General features: G+C 39.7%; 11 protein-coding genes. 5 read left to right on the forward strand and 6 right to left on the reverse strand.

Translation table 11 applies throughout. The annotated features are described in order from the left end of the window. Positions 1-16: 16 nt before the first annotated feature. The 3 genes from V7K45_RS04000 to V7K45_RS04010 are packed head-to-tail and all read right to left on the reverse strand — an operon-like array spanning position 17 to position 2,374. Positions 17-433 carry a hypothetical protein gene (locus V7K45_RS04000; RefSeq protein WP_335000606.1) on the reverse strand — a complete coding sequence of 139 codons (417 nt, stop codon included), beginning with the start codon at positions 431-433 and terminating at the stop codon, positions 17-19. A gap of 57 nt (positions 434-490) precedes the next feature. Beyond that, positions 491-1,468 carry an SDR family NAD(P)-dependent oxidoreductase gene (locus tag V7K45_RS04005; RefSeq protein WP_335000608.1) on the reverse strand — a complete coding sequence of 326 codons (978 nt, stop codon included), beginning with the start codon at positions 1,466-1,468 and terminating at the stop codon, positions 491-493. Positions 1,469-1,480: 12 nt separating this feature from the next. Further along, the gene (locus tag V7K45_RS04010; RefSeq protein WP_335000610.1) at positions 1,481-2,374 is read right to left on the reverse strand and encodes a hypothetical protein; all 894 of its coding nucleotides are present in this window, start codon (positions 2,372-2,374) and stop codon (positions 1,481-1,483) included. Positions 2,375-2,989: 615 nt separating this feature from the next. Between V7K45_RS04010 and V7K45_RS04015 the strand changes: the two genes are divergently transcribed. Then, a complete protein-coding gene (locus V7K45_RS04015; protein WP_335000612.1) occupies positions 2,990-5,578 on the forward strand; it encodes a GAF domain-containing protein in 2,589 nt (862 codons plus the stop codon). A gap of 332 nt (positions 5,579-5,910) precedes the next feature. Here V7K45_RS04015 and V7K45_RS04020 read toward each other — a convergent pair whose 3' ends face one another. Both V7K45_RS04020 and V7K45_RS04025 read right to left on the reverse strand, forming a co-directional pair. Next, entirely contained in the window at positions 5,911-6,993 is a 1,083-nt protein-coding gene (locus V7K45_RS04020; RefSeq protein ID WP_335000614.1) for a response regulator, read from the reverse strand. A 1,342-nt stretch (positions 6,994-8,335) separates the two neighbouring features. Then, the gene (locus V7K45_RS04025; protein ID WP_335000616.1) at positions 8,336-8,827 is read right to left on the reverse strand and encodes a hypothetical protein; all 492 of its coding nucleotides are present in this window, start codon (positions 8,825-8,827) and stop codon (positions 8,336-8,338) included. 1,804 nt (positions 8,828-10,631) lie between these two features. Between V7K45_RS04025 and V7K45_RS04030 the strand changes: the two genes are divergently transcribed. The 4 genes from V7K45_RS04030 (at position 10,632) to V7K45_RS04045 (ending at position 15,554) form a co-directional block, all read left to right on the forward strand. Further along, a complete protein-coding gene (locus V7K45_RS04030) occupies positions 10,632-11,861 on the forward strand; it encodes a sedoheptulose 7-phosphate cyclase (protein ID WP_335000618.1) in 1,230 nt (409 codons plus the stop codon). A 4-nt stretch (positions 11,862-11,865) separates the two neighbouring features. Beyond that, positions 11,866-12,699 carry an O-methyltransferase gene (locus V7K45_RS04035; RefSeq protein ID WP_335000620.1) on the forward strand — a complete coding sequence of 278 codons (834 nt, stop codon included), beginning with the start codon at positions 11,866-11,868 and terminating at the stop codon, positions 12,697-12,699. 59 nt (positions 12,700-12,758) lie between these two features. Beyond that, on the forward strand, positions 12,759-14,156 hold the full coding sequence (locus V7K45_RS04040) for an ATP-grasp domain-containing protein (protein ID WP_335000622.1): 1,398 nt from the start codon (positions 12,759-12,761) through the stop codon (positions 14,154-14,156). A 345-nt stretch (positions 14,157-14,501) separates the two neighbouring features. After that, positions 14,502-15,554: a D-alanine--D-alanine ligase family protein gene (locus V7K45_RS04045; RefSeq protein WP_335000624.1), complete on the forward strand. Its 1,053-nt coding sequence runs from the start codon at positions 14,502-14,504 to the stop codon at positions 15,552-15,554. Between the two features lie 161 nt (positions 15,555-15,715). Here V7K45_RS04045 and V7K45_RS04050 read toward each other — a convergent pair whose 3' ends face one another. Then, entirely contained in the window at positions 15,716-16,978 is a 1,263-nt protein-coding gene (locus V7K45_RS04050; RefSeq protein ID WP_335000626.1) for a glycosyltransferase family 4 protein, read from the reverse strand. Positions 16,979-17,013 lie beyond the last annotated feature (35 nt).

A 17,013-nucleotide genomic window follows, 5' to 3' on the forward strand; every position in this document is an offset into this window, starting at 1 on the left:
GGGTGACAAAATTTGCTTATTTTGAAGTGGGTGGACAGTAGGTGAGCAGTAAGGATACATCAAGGTTTTTGAAGGTATTTTGATTCACGAGTATCAAAGGTGGATTCATCCAGTTCAAAGACTCGTCAACGGAGATCAAAGGTGGATTCATCCAGTTCAAATACTCGTTGACGGAGATCAAAGATGGATTCATCCAGTTCAAAGACTCGTCAACGGAGATAAAAGGTGGATTCATCCAGTTCAAATACTCGTTGACGGAGATCAAAGGTGGATTCATCCAGTTCAAATACTCGTTAACGGAGATCAAAGGTGGATTCATCCAGTTCAAATACTCGTTAACGGAGATCAAAGGTGGATTCATCCAGTTCAAATACTCGTTAACGGAGATAAAAGGTGGATTCATCCAGTTCAAATACTCGTCAACGGAGTTCAAAGACTTATTATTGCATTATTTAAGACGCATCTCTTCTGGCTCCATGCCCGATGCCCATTAAATTTTAGGCGAACTGAGGGCATTCAATAATAGCAGCGACCACGGCAGTTTAATATCAGGTATGAGCCATGAGTAGTTTCTCAGTACAGGCAATGCAGCAGGTAATACAAAACGTAGAGAGCGTAGGGATGCAGGACGATCGCCATTTTCATCTACAAGATTATATTTCTTAGCTAGTTCAGCAACAATCTGCACGCGTCCTGTATGGCGGATTATATTTGGCTCACTAGCAAGTGCAGCGATCGCTCGTCCAGTAAATAAGGGAGTTTCCCAGTTGTAGCGATCGCTTAAAAATGAGAAATTATTTTCATTAGCATTGGTTTGATTCATTTCCGAAGCAAAACGAGAAAAAAGCTCAGTACCAACAATACCCGGCCAAATTGAAACAGAAGCGACGTTATGGGGTTTTAACTCAACAGCCATATTAGCAGCTAGGCGATCGCAAGCTGCTTTACCAACACCATAAACTGTATTAAAGAGATAAAACATACTACCCCACGAGGAAATAGTGCAAATTAGTCCAGACTTACGCCTAGTCATCATCCGAGCTGCAAAAACACTCGCAACATAGTGGCTCCGAAGACCAACGTTGTTGCTAGCATCCCAAAGACTCGGTTCACAATCCCAAAAGGGCTGTCCCTGAGCGTCTTTTAATGCCTGAACTCCTGAGTAAGCATTATTTACCAGTAGGTCGAGTTGGCCATTTTGCTCATCTTGAATGCGATCGAAAAGCAAACGCACCTGCTCATCGTCGCTGTGGTCTACTTGGACGGGAATGCATACACCCCCGACTTCCTCAATGGCTGATTTCGTTTCATTAAGACTCCCTGAAACCCCATCACTGGAGGAGTTGTTGAGGCTGCGACCCGTGATGTATACAGTTGCACCAGCTTCACCAAGGCCAATAGCAATTCCTCTACCAATTCCCCGCGTAGCACCTGTTACTAAAGCCACTTTACCTTCAAGATGTTTCATGAGCGCTCATTTCTAATCTTTTAGCGTTAAATATTGATTATTACAATATTCTTTCGTCGCTGTGACTGAAACAACTTCTACTTCTATTGGTTTCTCTTTAGTTCCGTCGATCAAAAACTCACTAGCTCCTTCACGAGGTTTTTTCGGATTTCCCCAATCATAGGTGTAACCTAAACCTGTCCAAGGATAATGTTCTTGATTAGCGACTGCATAAGAAGCTGTGTATATCTCTTGCAAAATTGGATAACTAACAGGAATCGGTATATTAAAAACATTACAACTAGAATCATTAATTTCTGGGTCAACACATGGTCTACTTAAATCTTCAGCTTTCACCCACATTTCGACAAAATGCGTCTTATTTGAATTTCTATTTAAAATTAAGCCTAAGTACTGTTGTAACCTCAGAGAAAGCATAATATTACCGGGAATATTTATACCGATCCCCTTACAATTTTGACAAAATTCCTTAACTTGAGGAACGGCTGTTAACCAAGTCCGTGCTTCTATGCTTTTTTTTGTACCTACTTTCCAATCCTCAGTTGGGTTTTTGACATATTTCCAACTTGCCATCAGATATTCAATTTTGCCGTTATTTTCTCTCCACTTGATTTGAGGATTAGTTTTTGATAATGACCAAAGATTTTTTATTACTTTATCTTCACTCGGTCTTTTTGCATCCTCAATCGCTTCATCTAACTGCTTTTTCAGAGCTTTATAACTTTCTGGTTTATTTTTCTCCAAATACTCATTGACATTTGGATTGGTTTCTAATTGCGCTACTAAATCCTTTCTGAGATTTGATGTATTCTGTATGGGAATTTCTCTAGCTAGCAAACTGGAATATCCGATTGCCAAAAATGCACCTGTCAAGCCTAAAAATACTTGAGTCTTTAATTTTTTCATTAAAATAATCCTGTGGATTTCCAATAATAGGGTGAATTTTCCAGCCCATCTAATATATGGGTTAAATTCAAAGATTGAATCTGATTTTATATTTATGTTTGGCTGAGATAATATTGTGCTTAATATTTTTAATTAACTCTATTTGTAGAAAAATGAATAGTCTATTGTTTACTCAGCGCTTTATTTTCCTGGCTGACATATCTGCGACAAGAAGCGATCGCAGTCAATTCACAACCTACGTATATTTACTTAAAAACACAGCCATTTTCAGATAAATCGACTATATCCTACGGATACAGCAATGCTCATTAGTGTGCCCTTGCAAAATCTTACAACGCAACATTAACAATCAATCCCCTGCGGAAAACATTGTTTTTTCGTTTAGATGAGGGGTCTAACCCTCTATTTATCATCTGTATCCACCAGTGGGAAGGGCTTTTAGTCAAGCCATGCTTGTTGGTAATCAACTTGAGCGTTTATTCACAGGATGACGCTGGCTAAACAAGCGATTAAACTATGGATAATGTCGAGCAATTGTTGCTTTTAACACCACTTACATAAATTTAATCTCATTGTTAAATCTAAAACCTCATCCTGTTATATAAAATACCAGTTATGTCAGCGTATCAAGGAAGTTGTGGGGAGACCACCGATTTGGTTATTGGTGTTCACAACCAAGAAAACCTCGAATTACCAGCAAAATCTGCTCCTGTGGGTGCTCTTGCCACAAGACAAGGAACTTTTTCTTCGTTTCTTGCTCCCTTGACTCAGGATACTTTTAAACAAGTCGTTAAGGATGTCGAGCAAAAATTGCAAATTGTTCATCAAACCCTATCAATGCTTGATTCTCAAGGGTTTGAAACTATTTTGCAAGAAATGTTGCATTCGATTACCTTGAAAACCGGGGAATTGCTGGGAGCAGACCGGACGACGATATTTTTATTGGATGAAGAAAAACAAGAACTTTGGTCAATTCTAGCTGAGGGCGAGGGCGGTCGCTCTTTAGAAATTCGCATCCCCGCAAATAAAGGCATTGGTGGTGAAGTCGCCACTTTTAAAGAAGTTATCAATATTCCCTTTGATTTTTATAACGATCCGCGATCGCATTTTGCCCAAGAACAAGAAAAAAGAACTGGCTATCGCACTTACACCATGCTAGCTTTGCCGTTGTTAAATGAACATGGGCAATTAGTTGCAGTAGTACAATTACTGAATAAATTAAAATCTTCTGGAAATAATCACGATACTCCACTTGCAGAGCGCATTGATACCAAAGGTTTTACCCGTGCTGACGAACAATTATTTCAAGAATTTGCCCCTTCTATTTGCCTGATTTTAGAGTCCTCGCGCTCTTTTTATGTAGCCACCCAAAAACAAAGGGCAGTAGCGGCGTTAATGAAGGCAATCAAGTCACTTTCTCAAAGTAGTCTCGACTTAGAAGACACCCTCAAACGGGTGATGGATGAAGCCAAGGAGCTGATGAATGCCGATCGCAGTACACTATGGTTAATAGACCACGATCGCCATGAATTGTGGACGAAAATCACTCAGGATGATGGTTCAACAAAAGAGTTACGAGTCCCTGTAGGTAAAGGCTTTGCTGGGATAGTCGCGGCTTCTGGCAAGAAGTTAAATATTGGCTTTGATTTGTACTACGATCCTGACTCAGAAACAGCCCAAAAACTAGACCAGCAAAATGGCTATCGCACCTGTAGCTTACTTTGTATGCCAGTATTTAATGCCGATCAACAACTGATTGGCGTTACCCAACTCGTAAATAAAAAGAAATCCGGGGATTTTCCCCCTTATAATCCAGCTGATTGGCCCAAAGCTCCCGACTGCTTCCAAGCTAGCTTTGACCGCAACGATGAAGAGTTCATGGAAGCTTTTAATATTCAAGCGGGAGTCGCGCTGCAAAATGCTCAGTTGTTTGCCACAGTCAAGCAACAAGAACAAATGCAACGGGATATTTTGCGTAGTCTTTCCAATGGCGTGGTTTCCACTGATAAAACTGGGCTAATTATCGCCGCTAATGAAAGTGCCAAGCGTTTGCTAGGACTGGAGGCAGAAGACCGTTTAGAAGGTAAAATAGTTACTGACGCGATCGGCATTAAAGAAGGCGACTTTAGCAAGTGGTATCAGGATGCTTTACATGCAGTTGACTTAAAAGGTCGCCAGCAATATTACCCCGATCGCACACTTATAAGCACTGGTACAGAACAGCATAGTATTAATTTATCGATTAACACAATTGCTGATGCTAGCGACCAAGAGCAAGTCCGTGGGGCGCTGGTGGTGATGGAAGATATTAGTGATGAAAAGCGGCTCAAAAGTACGATGTACCGCTACATGACCCAGGAATTAGCCGAAGAATTGCTGAAATTAGATGACGCTAAACTAGGAGGCGATCGCAAAGAAGTTTCGATTTTATTTTCCGATATTCGCGGCTACACCACATTAACAGAAAACTTGGAAGCAGAAGAAGTGGTGAGTATGCTCAATGAATATTTTGAATCAATGGTGGAAGCAGTCTTTAAACATAAAGGCACTCTTGATAAATATATCGGCGATGCCATCATGGCTGTATTTGGTTCTCCTCTTCCATTAGAAGAACACGCTTGGATGGCAGTACAAACATCCTTAGAAATGCGCGATCGCTTGCATGAATTTAATCAACGTCGCCATATAGATAATAAGCCTAGAATTAAAATTGGTATCGGCATCAACTCAGATACCGTGATTAGTGGAAATATTGGCTCTAGTAAACGGATGGAATTTACCGCCATTGGTGATGGCGTTAATCTTGGCTCCCGATTAGAAAGTGTTAGTAAACAGTACGGTTGCGATATTATTATTAGCCATAACACTTTTAAACCTTGCCAAGATAATATTTGGGCTAGGGAACTAGATTACATTCGTGTCAAGGGTAGAAACGAACCAGTAGCCATATACGAATTACTGGGTTTGCGTTCCAATCCAATTGAAAGCGAAAAATTGCAAGTGATTGAGCATTATCACAAAGGACGCGAATATTACCTCAAACGCGATTTTAACCGTGCTAGAGCTGAATTTGCCCTAGTTTTGGCAGCAGACAGCCAGGACAAAGCTGCTATGTTACATCTGTTACGTTGTCAGCATTGGTTACAATCACCCCCAACAGAATCAGATTGGGATGAAGGAGTCTGGACATTTCAAGAAAAATAATCCTACCGACTTTTCGGTTAGGGCTTGTAACTAATACCAATTTTAAAAAAGATGTAGATTAACTGATTATTTGTCATTGTTAAAAACTTGTGTAGCAGATTTCAAGTTGATGAGATACACAAGCTAAGTTTGCTATCCAGGTAGAAAGCTTGTTTTGCTTCTGAATTCTGTATTTTGCTGTATTAATCTGCCTCTATAAGATAATGACTAATTAATTTTAACTTATCCAGATAATTTTCTATAACTACAATGATAGTGAAGCAAATAATATCCAACCTTAAATATCTAAAAGAATAGGCTGCTTAAATGAAGTGATTTTTTATATTAGGAAATTAAACAATATGTTGAAAAATGACTTTTAGTAAATCTCCTTGTTGAAAAGGCTTAGTTAAATAGCCTGATGCTCTAACCATCTTCGCTTTAGCCCTATCTAGAAATCCTACTTTTTCTGACACCATAATCACAGGTGTATTTTTAAAATGTGAGTGTTTACGCAGCAAAGAACAGAGTTCATATCCATCGAGATTAGGCATTGATATATCCAACAAAATTATGTCGGGTTTTATACGGATAATCTGCATTAAAGCTTTTAAGGAATCAGTGACTCCGATAACGGAAAAGGTCTGCTCATCTAAATAACTTTTAATAGCATTTAATACCGTAGGATTGTCATCAATACACAAGATTGTGTAGATTTTTCTGTCAGCAGGCGGTTGGATGATTTGCTGACCCCTGTGTGCATTAGTATTAATCGAGTAAGTTGCTGGTTTAGAGCCGTGTATTTTAGGTAACTTTGGCGTAGTTTTGGCTTTAGTTTGTAGCTCATTTATTTGGAAAAACTGTGAGGTATGCGATTGATAACTTGGCGATGTTTGACGATAAATCGCTTCATTCTGGGGCGTTAAACATCGTTCAACTAATAAACGAACATTTAGATGACAAAACTTTGGCATATCATCCAGAAAACTCTCAGGAATAAATTCATAACTTCCCTCCTCTAAATTCAGAAATGACTCTAGAACTTCTAGCGCCAATTGCTCTATCAGCATTGCTGCTTGAGAGGAACTGATATATTTCTGATTGACTAACCAACAAATAGCCAGATAATCTGGGTTCGGTATTGCCTGATTTTCAATACCAGTTTCAAATATCGCCCGCAACTGATCTTTGATTCCGTCAGGGAGAGTAGAAATTTGCTGGCTCAAGCATTGCAAATTTCTGTAAAGCGGCTCAAACATTTTCTCTGAGTAGCTGGCATAAATTAGCTTCCCCTCATCTACATATATTGACCAAGAGCCTGATGTGCTAAACACTTGTAAACAACCAGTAACCGACTTACCAGTGATTTTTTTCAACAAAGGTAGGGGCTGGAGCTTTTGAAAAAATCTGTATCTACTAATCGGAAGTGTCTTCATTGCGATCGCTCTGAAATAAAATTAACATTTGCAGGCAAAACTAGTGAATTACCTTTTCGGAATCCACCGTGACTTTGTTGAAAGCACTTTTCAGATAAATATAGCGGTCATATTTGAGTTAGTACAGAGATTCCACACCCCCCAACTCTTAATTCACCAATCTCTGTTAAGCTATTATCCACAACTTACAACTAAACCAATTAATGCTACTGACCAATAGCAAAATTGCCCGACTAGTTGCCAGGATATAGTATTTCAAAAATTAGATTGGTTTTCTGTATCTTTAGCTAATTTAGCCAATCTAACAGTAACTCAAGTGCCACACAAAGACCATTGGCTCTCGCCCATCAGTCACAAAAGTATCATTGTTATCCGTATTTTGTAGCCTAAAATTATAGATACTTGAATTCTTTTGCAAAAGTTTTTGCCCCTCATCCTGAAGTCTGGAGCAACCAAAATCTACTGTAATGTAAATGCAAATGTTTCTCCATCAAGGTTTATAGGCATTAAGTCCGCGCTAAGTCAGTATGTTTTTATATCCGTAACGAAAGTCGTCGGGTACTTTTTCAAGAAGTTTATTCTTGAGGGTAACTTCACAAGAGAAAAAGTATTATTCAAAACTAAGCATTCCAAAAGTTCAATATCTTACTTAAGTTTGTGATTGTAGAGCAGAATGAGTTTGCTGATAATTGCCGCCATGATGGTGTGTGATGAGATGCACAGGCAACCAAATCAGCAGAAGGGAATCTCTTCATAAGTACTGGAAACGGGTTCTAATGTTGTGTGGGCCTAAATATTCACCCTGCACAAATTGGAGTAACAAATTCAAGAACTTACAGGAAAATTCTTGATTAGTAGTAGATACCTTGCAAAATAGCTGTTTTCAGCTAGATGGTAGATAACAAGTAACATGCTCACTAAAACTTAGATTACTATAATTTTCAAAAAAAATTAGTAGAAATATATAAACTTCATGATAAATCAGTAAAGTAAACATGAAAACTAATTAATATCATCTTCCAGAAAATTGTTATAAATATTTATTTGTTTAGATGTCCGGGAAAGCTGAAAATGTATAGTAAAAGAGAACTATATGTCTACTTATGGAATTACACTTATAAAAAACTGAATTATTTTATGGTAGCAATTTACCCGAAAAATCCTAAGTTTGAAAAATCACAAATATAAATACAAAATTGTACGCTTAGGCGTAGCCTGTCGTAAACATCACATTCATCAACCCATAACGATATATATAGTGAAAAGACGCAAAGAAATTCTTTGCGTCTTTAGCGTGAGATTTATAAGTGGACATTCTCACCGTTATACTTTCTCCATCTACTTAAAATTGCTCCCGCCAGCACCAGCTTAAAAGTGTACCACCAGCTATCAGCTTCACTACTTCCAGCAGCCAATAACTACCGTGTAGTAAATTCATTGTCGATGGAATAGCAGCAGCAGCTTCAAATAGGTTAAGTTGAACTCCTATAGCGCACATCTGCGGAGTTAAGAAATAGGTGTCAAGCACAGCGATAGTTAGCAGCAGCACAGATAAAACAATACTGCCAATACTCCAGTGATATCGGGTTTTGCTCAAAGCTAGTGCCCCAGTTAGCACTACAGCAGCTGATAACAATTCCATCCGATTGAAGTTCCAAAAAATTGCATAACCTGCTGTCGTAAAACCAGCTTGACTCATCATCCCAGAAAGATAAAGGCTAGGCATAATTACCCAGTCTAAAACGAGACTAGCACTGAGCCAAAAGCCCAAGGTCAATACGATCGCGGTTTGCCAAATTGGTCGTTTGAATTCAAGGTTAGAAATAGCAGTCATAAAATAATTGCGTGTGTTGTATTTCTTTAGTTTCTAACTTCACCAGCAATTTGACAACTAATATCAACTAACCTTTACAAAGCGATCGCTCCAAATATTCTGAAGTCAATACCAAGATTTTTTAAACTAAGTTAAGAAATCTTAAGATTTTATAAAAAGTAATTTAATATAGATTTTGTTTGTGAGAAATACTCAAGGATAACCCTTGAGCAACTCTTTAAAATCCATAAGTCAATACGCTTGGGTTAAGAGTTATTTATGTTAAGGTTGCCCTTTAATTATGAACTCAATCCCAATATTTATAAATACTCAACTTTTTTTATATTGTAAAGTAACTAAGCGATCGCACTCACAGATTCCCCCCTTTGGCAGCTATCTAGCACAACAGTAACGTTGTCAGTTTTCAACGCAGATATGATCTAAAAATAGCGTGTGTTCCATGATGTCTTAGACTATGCCACTTGGGACGCATATTGTGGCAATATTCTGCTATCTATGTGAATTAGTGTAGTTGCGATCTTTTATCGTAAACTTGTCTGCCAAAGCGAAACTTTGTATGTGTTTGCATCTAGAACCGACAAAAGCGACGGATTTCGCGCAACGCAACGTATGATTAAATTCACAGATGTCTGTTAGATATAGCTGCCGCTCAAAATATCTATCTTTAGACATATTTTTTGCAGATATCTGGTTATCCAGTACACTTCGCGTGGTGGATTGACTTAAAGATATTTACAGATGTTATGATTTGTATTAATGTAATGTTATGATTTGTATTGCACTTTTCACTTACCAACTAGTAAATTATTTGCTGTTTGAAGCTGAAAAAGCTTAATTTAGGGCTAAGAAGGCAATTAAAGCAAACTTAGAAACCTTTAAAAAACACAAGCATTCCTTAAAAAAGTTTAACTTTTGTTACAAGGAACTCATATACATTTAAGTTTTGAATTTTCAGGAGTTGCTAAGGTAGGTATGTTGATTACTGAGCAGTAAATTGACTGAGTAAAGAAGGATTTTACTGGCATTCTGAATAAATAGAATGCAGTGAGTAATCTTTCTTTTTAGCGATTTTATGGTTTGAGACTAATCCAAAAAAAACAGCGAGATGAGGATTAATTATTTCTGTAATATCAAATGTCAGCCTAGAGATAGACAATATGAGTAGTTTACTAAGATATGAGTTTTGCAAGGTCTAACGATCGGAAAGTTGCTAGAGACAAGTATAGTGGAGTTAATAAAAATTCAAATCAACTTTCTAAAAGTCCACTGTTATTCTGAAGCAAAGAGAGTGTAACAAGTTTAGTAATATAAGGTTTGAGACTAATGCTCATAAACAGCGAACTAACGATTAATCAGGGTTCTAATCTAAAATTGAAGCTGGGAGATCAACTATACAATCAGTTATCTCGGTTAGAATTTTTGCGGAATCGTACAGTTGGAAAACCATTAGATTTAAACATAGTGGAATAAATCTGAATTCAGATGAATTTCCCAAATTTAAAGTCAATAATCCATAGAAGAAGCAGCAAGTGTTATTCTAGTACATTGCTAGTGGATTTACTTGACTTGTTTGAGGCTATACCGAATTAAAGGTTAACCCATCTACAAAATTTACTCAAATGAATGGCGTTGTTTAATAACATTGCCAGTCATTAATAAGCGTTAGCTTTTTATTAAAAGCTAATCTTGTCTTGTCTTTTATCTGAAAAGGTAAAAAGCATAGTTCTTTGCTGGCAGACATTAGGGTAAATCGCAATTATTACCGAAATCTCACAATTTTGTAATTGGAATAAGGTCAAGACACATGAATAAAGTTCAAGCATCATTTAAAGCTACGGAATCTGCGTTTCACGTGCAAGGTTACGAAAAAATCGATTTTAGTCTTGTCTATGTGAACGGTGCATTTGATATTGAAAACCGAGAAATCGCAGATAGCTATGCAAAATTTGGTCGCTGTCTGACTGTGATTGATGCCAATGTCCACGAACTTTATGGCGATCAGATCAGGTCATATTTTAGACACTATGACATTGAACTGACAGTATTTCCGATCATCATTACAGAGCCAGCTAAAACCCTGGCAACTTTTGAAAAAATTATCGACGCTTTTTCGGATTTTGGCTTAGTTCGTAAAGAACCAGTCTTAGTCGTCGGTGGTGGTCTAATTACTGATGTGGCTGGGTTTGCTTGTGCTGCTTACCGTCGCAAGAGTAACTACATTCGCATTCCTACCACGTTGATTGGTTTAATTGATGCAGGTGTGGCGATTAAGGTAGCAGTTAATCATCGCAAGGAAAAAAATCGCTTGGGAGCATATCATGCACCTTTGAAAGTAATCCTCGATTTCTCATTTTTGAAAACCTTGCCAACGGCTCAAGTTCGTAATGGAATGGCAGAGTTGGTGAAAATTGCGGTAGTTTCTAACTCTGAAGTCTTTGAACTGCTATACGAATATGGCGAAGAACTGCTTTCCACCCACTTTGGACATGTGAATGCCACACCGGAAATTAAAGAGATTGCCCATAAAGTCAACTATGAAGCAATCAAAACCATGTTGGAGTTAGAAACTCCTAACTTGCATGAAATAGACCTCGATCGCGTCATCGCCTACGGTCACACTTGGAGTCCTACCCTAGAATTAGCACCTCAGATACCCCTATATCATGGTCATGCGGTCAATATAGATATGGCTTTGTCTGCAACCATTGCAGCGCAACGCGGCTATATCACCACAGGAGAGCGCGATCGCATCCTAGACTTGATGAGTCGTATCGGTTTATCACTCGATCATCCTCTACTAGATGGAGATTTGCTTTGGTATGCTACCCAGTCTATAAGCTTGACACGAGATGGCAAACAACGCGCAGCCATGCCTCGTCCAATTGGTGAGTGCTTCTTTGTCAACGATCTGACTCGTGAAGAACTTGATACTGCTCTAGCTGAACACAAACGTCTTTGTGCTAAATACCCTCGTGGCGGAGAAGGGGTTGACGCATACATTGAAAGTCAAAAAGGCAAGCTAGTGGGGGTGTGAAGATATGACGAGTGTTTTAGGACGAGAAACAGCTAGACCGATAACGCCACATAGCATCTTAGTAGCCCAGCTACAGCAAACCCTCAAATTAGCAGAAGAGAACAACATTCCTGTAGAGATATTAGATTCTTTGCGGCAGGGAGTTCAATTAGCGGCGGGGTTAGATCCCTACTTAGATGATTACACCACCCCGGAATCGACCGCATTAACAGCATTAGCGCAGAAAACTAGCATTGAAGACTGGAGCAAGCGCTTCAGCGATGGTGAAACAGTGCGCCAACTAGAGCAGGAAATGCTCTCAGGACATCTGGAAGGACAGACATTGAAAATGTTTGTTCATATCACCAAAGCAAAGCGCATTCTAGAAGTAGGAATGTTCACAGGGTATTCAGCCTTAGCAATGGCAGAAGCATTACCAAGTGATGGGCAACTTATCGGTTGCGAAGTAGATCCTTATGTTGCTGAATTTGCTCAAGCTTGCTTTCGTGAGTCTCCCCACGGCGACAAAATCGTTGTGGAAGTAGCACCTGCCTTAGAAACACTCCACAAGTTGGCTGCCAGAAAAGAAGTATTCGATCTGATCTTCATTGATGCCGATAAAAAAGAGTATGTAGATTACTTCCAGATCGTGTTGGATAGTAACTTACTGACTCCCGACGGGTTAATCTGTGTGGATAACACTTTGTTGCAGGGACAAGTTTACCTACCACCCGAACAACGCACCGCCAACGGTGAAGCGATCGCTCAGTTCAATCGCGTTGTCGCTGCCGATCCTCGTGTAGAGCAAGTTCTATTACCCATCCGAGATGGTGTAACCCTAATTAGACGCGTGGTGTAACAAAGTTTGTAGAGACGTTGCAATGCAACGTCTCTACAATAAACACAAAGGAAAGACTTATGGCACAATCAATTTCTTTATCTCTGCCTCAATCTCCAACATCATCAACAGGTGTTAGCGTAAAAATAGTAGCTCTATTCAAGACTCTCGGTACTCTGACATTATTACTAATAGCCTTGCCGTTCAATGCTTTGATAGTATTGATATCTTTGCTGTGGGGAATTTTGCGATCGCCGTTTACGAAAAAAGCTGTCGTAGCTGCTCATCCTCAAACTATCTTGGTGAGTGGAGCTAAGATGACTAAAGCATTGCAACTTGCTCGCTCCTTCCATGCCGCAGGACACAGAGTTATTTTGATTGAAGGTCACAAATACTGGTTGTCTGGTCATAGATTTTCAAAGGCGGTAAGTCGTTTTTATACAGTTCCGGCTCCACAATCAGATCCTGAAGGCTATATCCAGGCGCTAGTAGAAATCGTCAAAAAAGAAAAGGTTGACGTTTACGTACCTGTATGCAGTCCTGTCGCTAGCTATTATGACTCTTTAGCAAAGCCTGCATTATCAGAATACTGCGAAGTTTTCCACTTCGATCCAGATATAACCAAGATGTTGGATGATAAATTTGCCTTTACCGATCGGGCGCGATCGCTTGGTTTATCTGTCCCCAAATCGTTTAAAATCACCGATCCTCAACAAGTTATTAACTTTGACTTTAGTCAAGAAACCCGCAAATATATTCTTAAAAGTATTGATTACGACTCCGTTCGCCGCTTAAATTTAACCAAACTTCCCTGCGACACCCCAGAAGAGACAGCAGCCTTTGTCAACAGTTTACCCATCAGTGCAGAAAAACCTTGGATCATGCAAGAGTTTATTCCGGGTATTGAATTATGCACACATAGTACAGTACGCGATGGGGAATTAAGATTGCATTGCTGTTCAAACTCTTCTGCGTTTCAAATCAACTACGAAAACGTCGAAAATCCCCAAATCCGTGAATGGGTGCAACACTTCGTTAAGAGTTTGCGACTGACTGGACAAGTTTCTTTCGACTTTATCCAAGCTGAAGACGGTACAGTTTACGCCATTGAATGCAATCCCCGTACCCATTCGGCAATTACAATGTTCTACAATCACCCCGGTGTTGCAGACGCCTATCTTGGTAAAACTTCCCTGGCTGCACCTCTGGAACCTTTAGCAAGTAGCAAGCCGACTTACTTCCTCTATCACGAAATCTGGCGACTAACTGGTATTCGTTCCTGGAAACAACTGCAAACATCGGTTAATACTCTGGTGCGGGGCACTGATGCTATTTACAGTGTTGATGACCCTATACCATTTTTGACTTTGCATCATTGGCAGATTCCCTTACTTTTGCTGAAGAATCTCCAACAACTCAAAGGATGGGTAAAAATAGACTTCAACATTGGCAAACTAGTGGAATTAGGTGGCGATTAAATAATTTGTAAATTCAAGAAGAATTCAGTAGCTCATAGCCGCCTCGTCGTTCGTCTACGGTGTATACAGAAGTCTGAAATAGCTGATGAACCAAGGTTTTACCCCACCCTAACCCTCCCCGTATGTATTGGGGAGGGAACTAGATTTCTTTTTTCCCTTGGAAAGGGGAGGGAACTAGATTTCTTTTTTCCCCCCTTTACAAGGGGGGATTAAGGGGGGTAAATCCAGGGTTTGGGTTTCATTACCAAGATGTTAGACCGTAGTCTTGCTTGCGGGGAGGGGTTCTTATAGCCCACTCAACTGAGAACCGCTATATAAAACTAACAATACATAGGAAGATGAATAATGTCAGTACTTCGTATCCTTCATTTAGTTGGGTCTGCATACAATGATTTTTACTGTGATTTGTCACGCCTTTATGCCCAAGACTGTCTCGCGGCAACGGCAGATCGATCGCAATATGATTTTCAAATTGCATACATCACACCCGATCGCCAGTGGCGATTTCCTCCCTCACTCAGTCGGGAAGATATTGCTGACACCAAACCGATGCCTCTGTCTGATGCCATACAGTTTATAACAGCGCAAAACATTGACCTCGTGTTACCACAAATGTTTTGTATTCCTGGAATGACTGAATACCGCGCTTTATTCGATCTGCTCCAGATCCCTTACATAGGTAATACTCCAGATATCATGGCAATAACGGCCCATAAAGCCAGAACTAAAGCAATTGTTGAAGCAGCAGGGGTAAAAGTGCCTCGTGGAGAACTGCTTCGCCAAGGAGACGTTCCGACAATTACACCTCCAGCGATCGTTAAACCTGTAAGTTCCGATAACTCTTTAGGGATGGCCTTAGTCAAAGAGGCTACTGAATATGACGCTGCTCTCAAGCAAGCATTTGAATATGCTTCGGAGGTGATTGTAGAAGAATTCATCGAACTCGGTCGAGAAGTCAGATGCGGCATTATTGTCAGAGATGGGGAACTAGTGGGTTTACCCCTTGAAGAGTATCTGTTAGACCCCTATTCCAAACCCATCCGCAGGCATGCTGATAAACTCCAACAAACCGATGATGGCAACTTGGGTTTTGCTGCTAAAGATAATAAGAAGTCTTGGATTGTAGACCCTAACGATCCGATTACCCAAAAGGTTCAGCAAGTGGCTAAGAAGTGTCATCAGGCTTTGGGTTGTCGCCACTACAGTTTATTTGACTTCCGCATCGATCCAAAGGGAGAGCCTTGGTTTTTAGAAGCCGGGTTGTATTGTTCTTTTGCCCCCAAAAGTGTGATTTCCTCTATGGCGAAAGCGGCGGGAATTCCTCTAAATGAGTTATTAATTACAGCTATCAATGAAACTTTAGGCAGTAATCAAAAGGTGTTGCAGAATTGCTCGTGAATTTATCGCTATAGGTTTTTCTGCTTGTAGTGGGTAGGAAAGCGATCGCTAATTAAACGGTTGAGACTGCGATCGCTTTGCCAACGCCCGCGTAGGATACCCAAATGGCTGTAGAGCAACGCTTTTAGAAGGTTTTTAATTCCTAGTCAGTGGTTGTTAAATTAATGCGTAACCATTTCCTCAAAGAGGGATAAGTAACGAGATGCTTGTAACTCGATCGGAAACTCTTGTTCGGCTTTTTCACGAGCGCTCGCGCGAAGTTTTTGATGCCGTTCTTTGTCTTCTATTACCCAGATAATACCATTTGCTAAGTCATCACAACTAAAACATTGCGCTCGATATCCATTTTTTTGATGTTCAACTATATCTTTGAGTCCCGTTGAATCAAAAGAAACCACAGGTGTACCGCAGGACAGGGATTCACAAGCAGTCAGTCCATAAGCTTCTTCAATTGAGGGCACAATCATCACATCCGCAGATGCATACAAAAGCGCTAGTTTATTCTCATCATCAACTTTGCCTAAGTAATGCACCTTAAAACCCAAATTAACTGAATCTTGAGGTTGAGATGAACCAAAAACAATTAATTCAATCTTATCTTTCCACTCAGACTGGCTCAATTTTTGCAACGCTGATTGCAATAGTTGAAATCCTTTTCTAGGATTGCTAGTTGCGTTGATTGCTCCGAATAGAATTAGTTGCTTATTTTGCGGGAGGCTCAGTAAGTTTCTGGCTATTTGACTCTTTGTTGGTTTATAAATACTGAGGTCTAAGCCGTGAGGAATAACTCTGATGTCACTATTTGAAAATAGTGAACTGGATTTAGCACATTCAGCAAGCCAATTACTAGGAGTGACAATAGTAAGCTTGAGATTTTGCCATGCTTTAATTTTACGTTGCCAAACCCAGCGAGATAAATCCCAGCTTTGCTTGCTACCGAGTTGAGGGCAATTTCCACAAGATTTTGTATAGCGATCGCATCCTAGAGAATAGCAGCATCCACCTGTGAATGCCCACGTATCATGAAATGTCCAAACAATAGGCTTATTGAATTTTGCCAGTGCTTCAATTGGTATAAATCCGTCACATATCCAATGCAGGTTAATAATGTCTGGTTCGAGTTTAGCAATTTGCGATGTAACTGTATTAGGGAGCCATTGCAGCCGGAAAAATGTAGGGTTACGTTGCCTATTTCTATAAATATTTAGTGGTAAATCATTTAAAATCGGACGCGCTTTCCAGATTGTTTCGGCTAACTTATTGGGAGAACTTACCAGAGTAGAGTCAGCTATTCTTTTATCTTGAATTAACATCTGAGAATCAATTTCTAACCTCAGTAGTTCCTGATGTAGCCGATAAGCAGCACGAGCAGCTCCCGCCCCTCCCTTGGGATCGTAAGTGTTAACCAATAGAGGCTTAATCATTGTTAATTTAATTATTTATTCACTAACAAAAAGTT

Source organism: Nostoc sp. (genome assembly GCF_036917375.1).
In the GTDB taxonomy this organism is placed as follows: Bacteria; Cyanobacteriota; Cyanobacteriia; order Cyanobacteriales; family Nostocaceae; genus Nostoc.

What these genes read in the sequence shown, in the direction of transcription:
- V7K45_RS04005 (WP_335000608.1), bottom strand. Translation starts at nt 1,468, where the DNA reads ATGAAACATCTTGAAGGTAAAGTGGCTTTAGTAACAGGTGCTACGCGG.
- V7K45_RS04010 (WP_335000610.1), bottom strand. Translation starts at nt 2,374, where the DNA reads ATGAAAAAATTAAAGACTCAAGTATTTTTAGGCTTGACAGGTGCATTT.
- V7K45_RS04015 (WP_335000612.1), top strand. Translation starts at nt 2,990, where the DNA reads ATGTCAGCGTATCAAGGAAGTTGTGGGGAGACCACCGATTTGGTTATT.
- V7K45_RS04020 (WP_335000614.1), bottom strand. Translation starts at nt 6,993, where the DNA reads ATGAAGACACTTCCGATTAGTAGATACAGATTTTTTCAAAAGCTCCAG.
- V7K45_RS04025 (WP_335000616.1), bottom strand. Translation starts at nt 8,827, where the DNA reads ATGACTGCTATTTCTAACCTTGAATTCAAACGACCAATTTGGCAAACC.
- V7K45_RS04030 (WP_335000618.1), top strand. Translation starts at nt 10,632, where the DNA reads ATGAATAAAGTTCAAGCATCATTTAAAGCTACGGAATCTGCGTTTCAC.
- V7K45_RS04035 (WP_335000620.1), top strand. Translation starts at nt 11,866, where the DNA reads ATGACGAGTGTTTTAGGACGAGAAACAGCTAGACCGATAACGCCACAT.
- V7K45_RS04040 (WP_335000622.1), top strand. Translation starts at nt 12,759, where the DNA reads ATGGCACAATCAATTTCTTTATCTCTGCCTCAATCTCCAACATCATCA.
- V7K45_RS04045 (WP_335000624.1), top strand. Translation starts at nt 14,502, where the DNA reads ATGTCAGTACTTCGTATCCTTCATTTAGTTGGGTCTGCATACAATGAT.
- V7K45_RS04050 (WP_335000626.1), bottom strand. Translation starts at nt 16,978, where the DNA reads ATGATTAAGCCTCTATTGGTTAACACTTACGATCCCAAGGGAGGGGCG.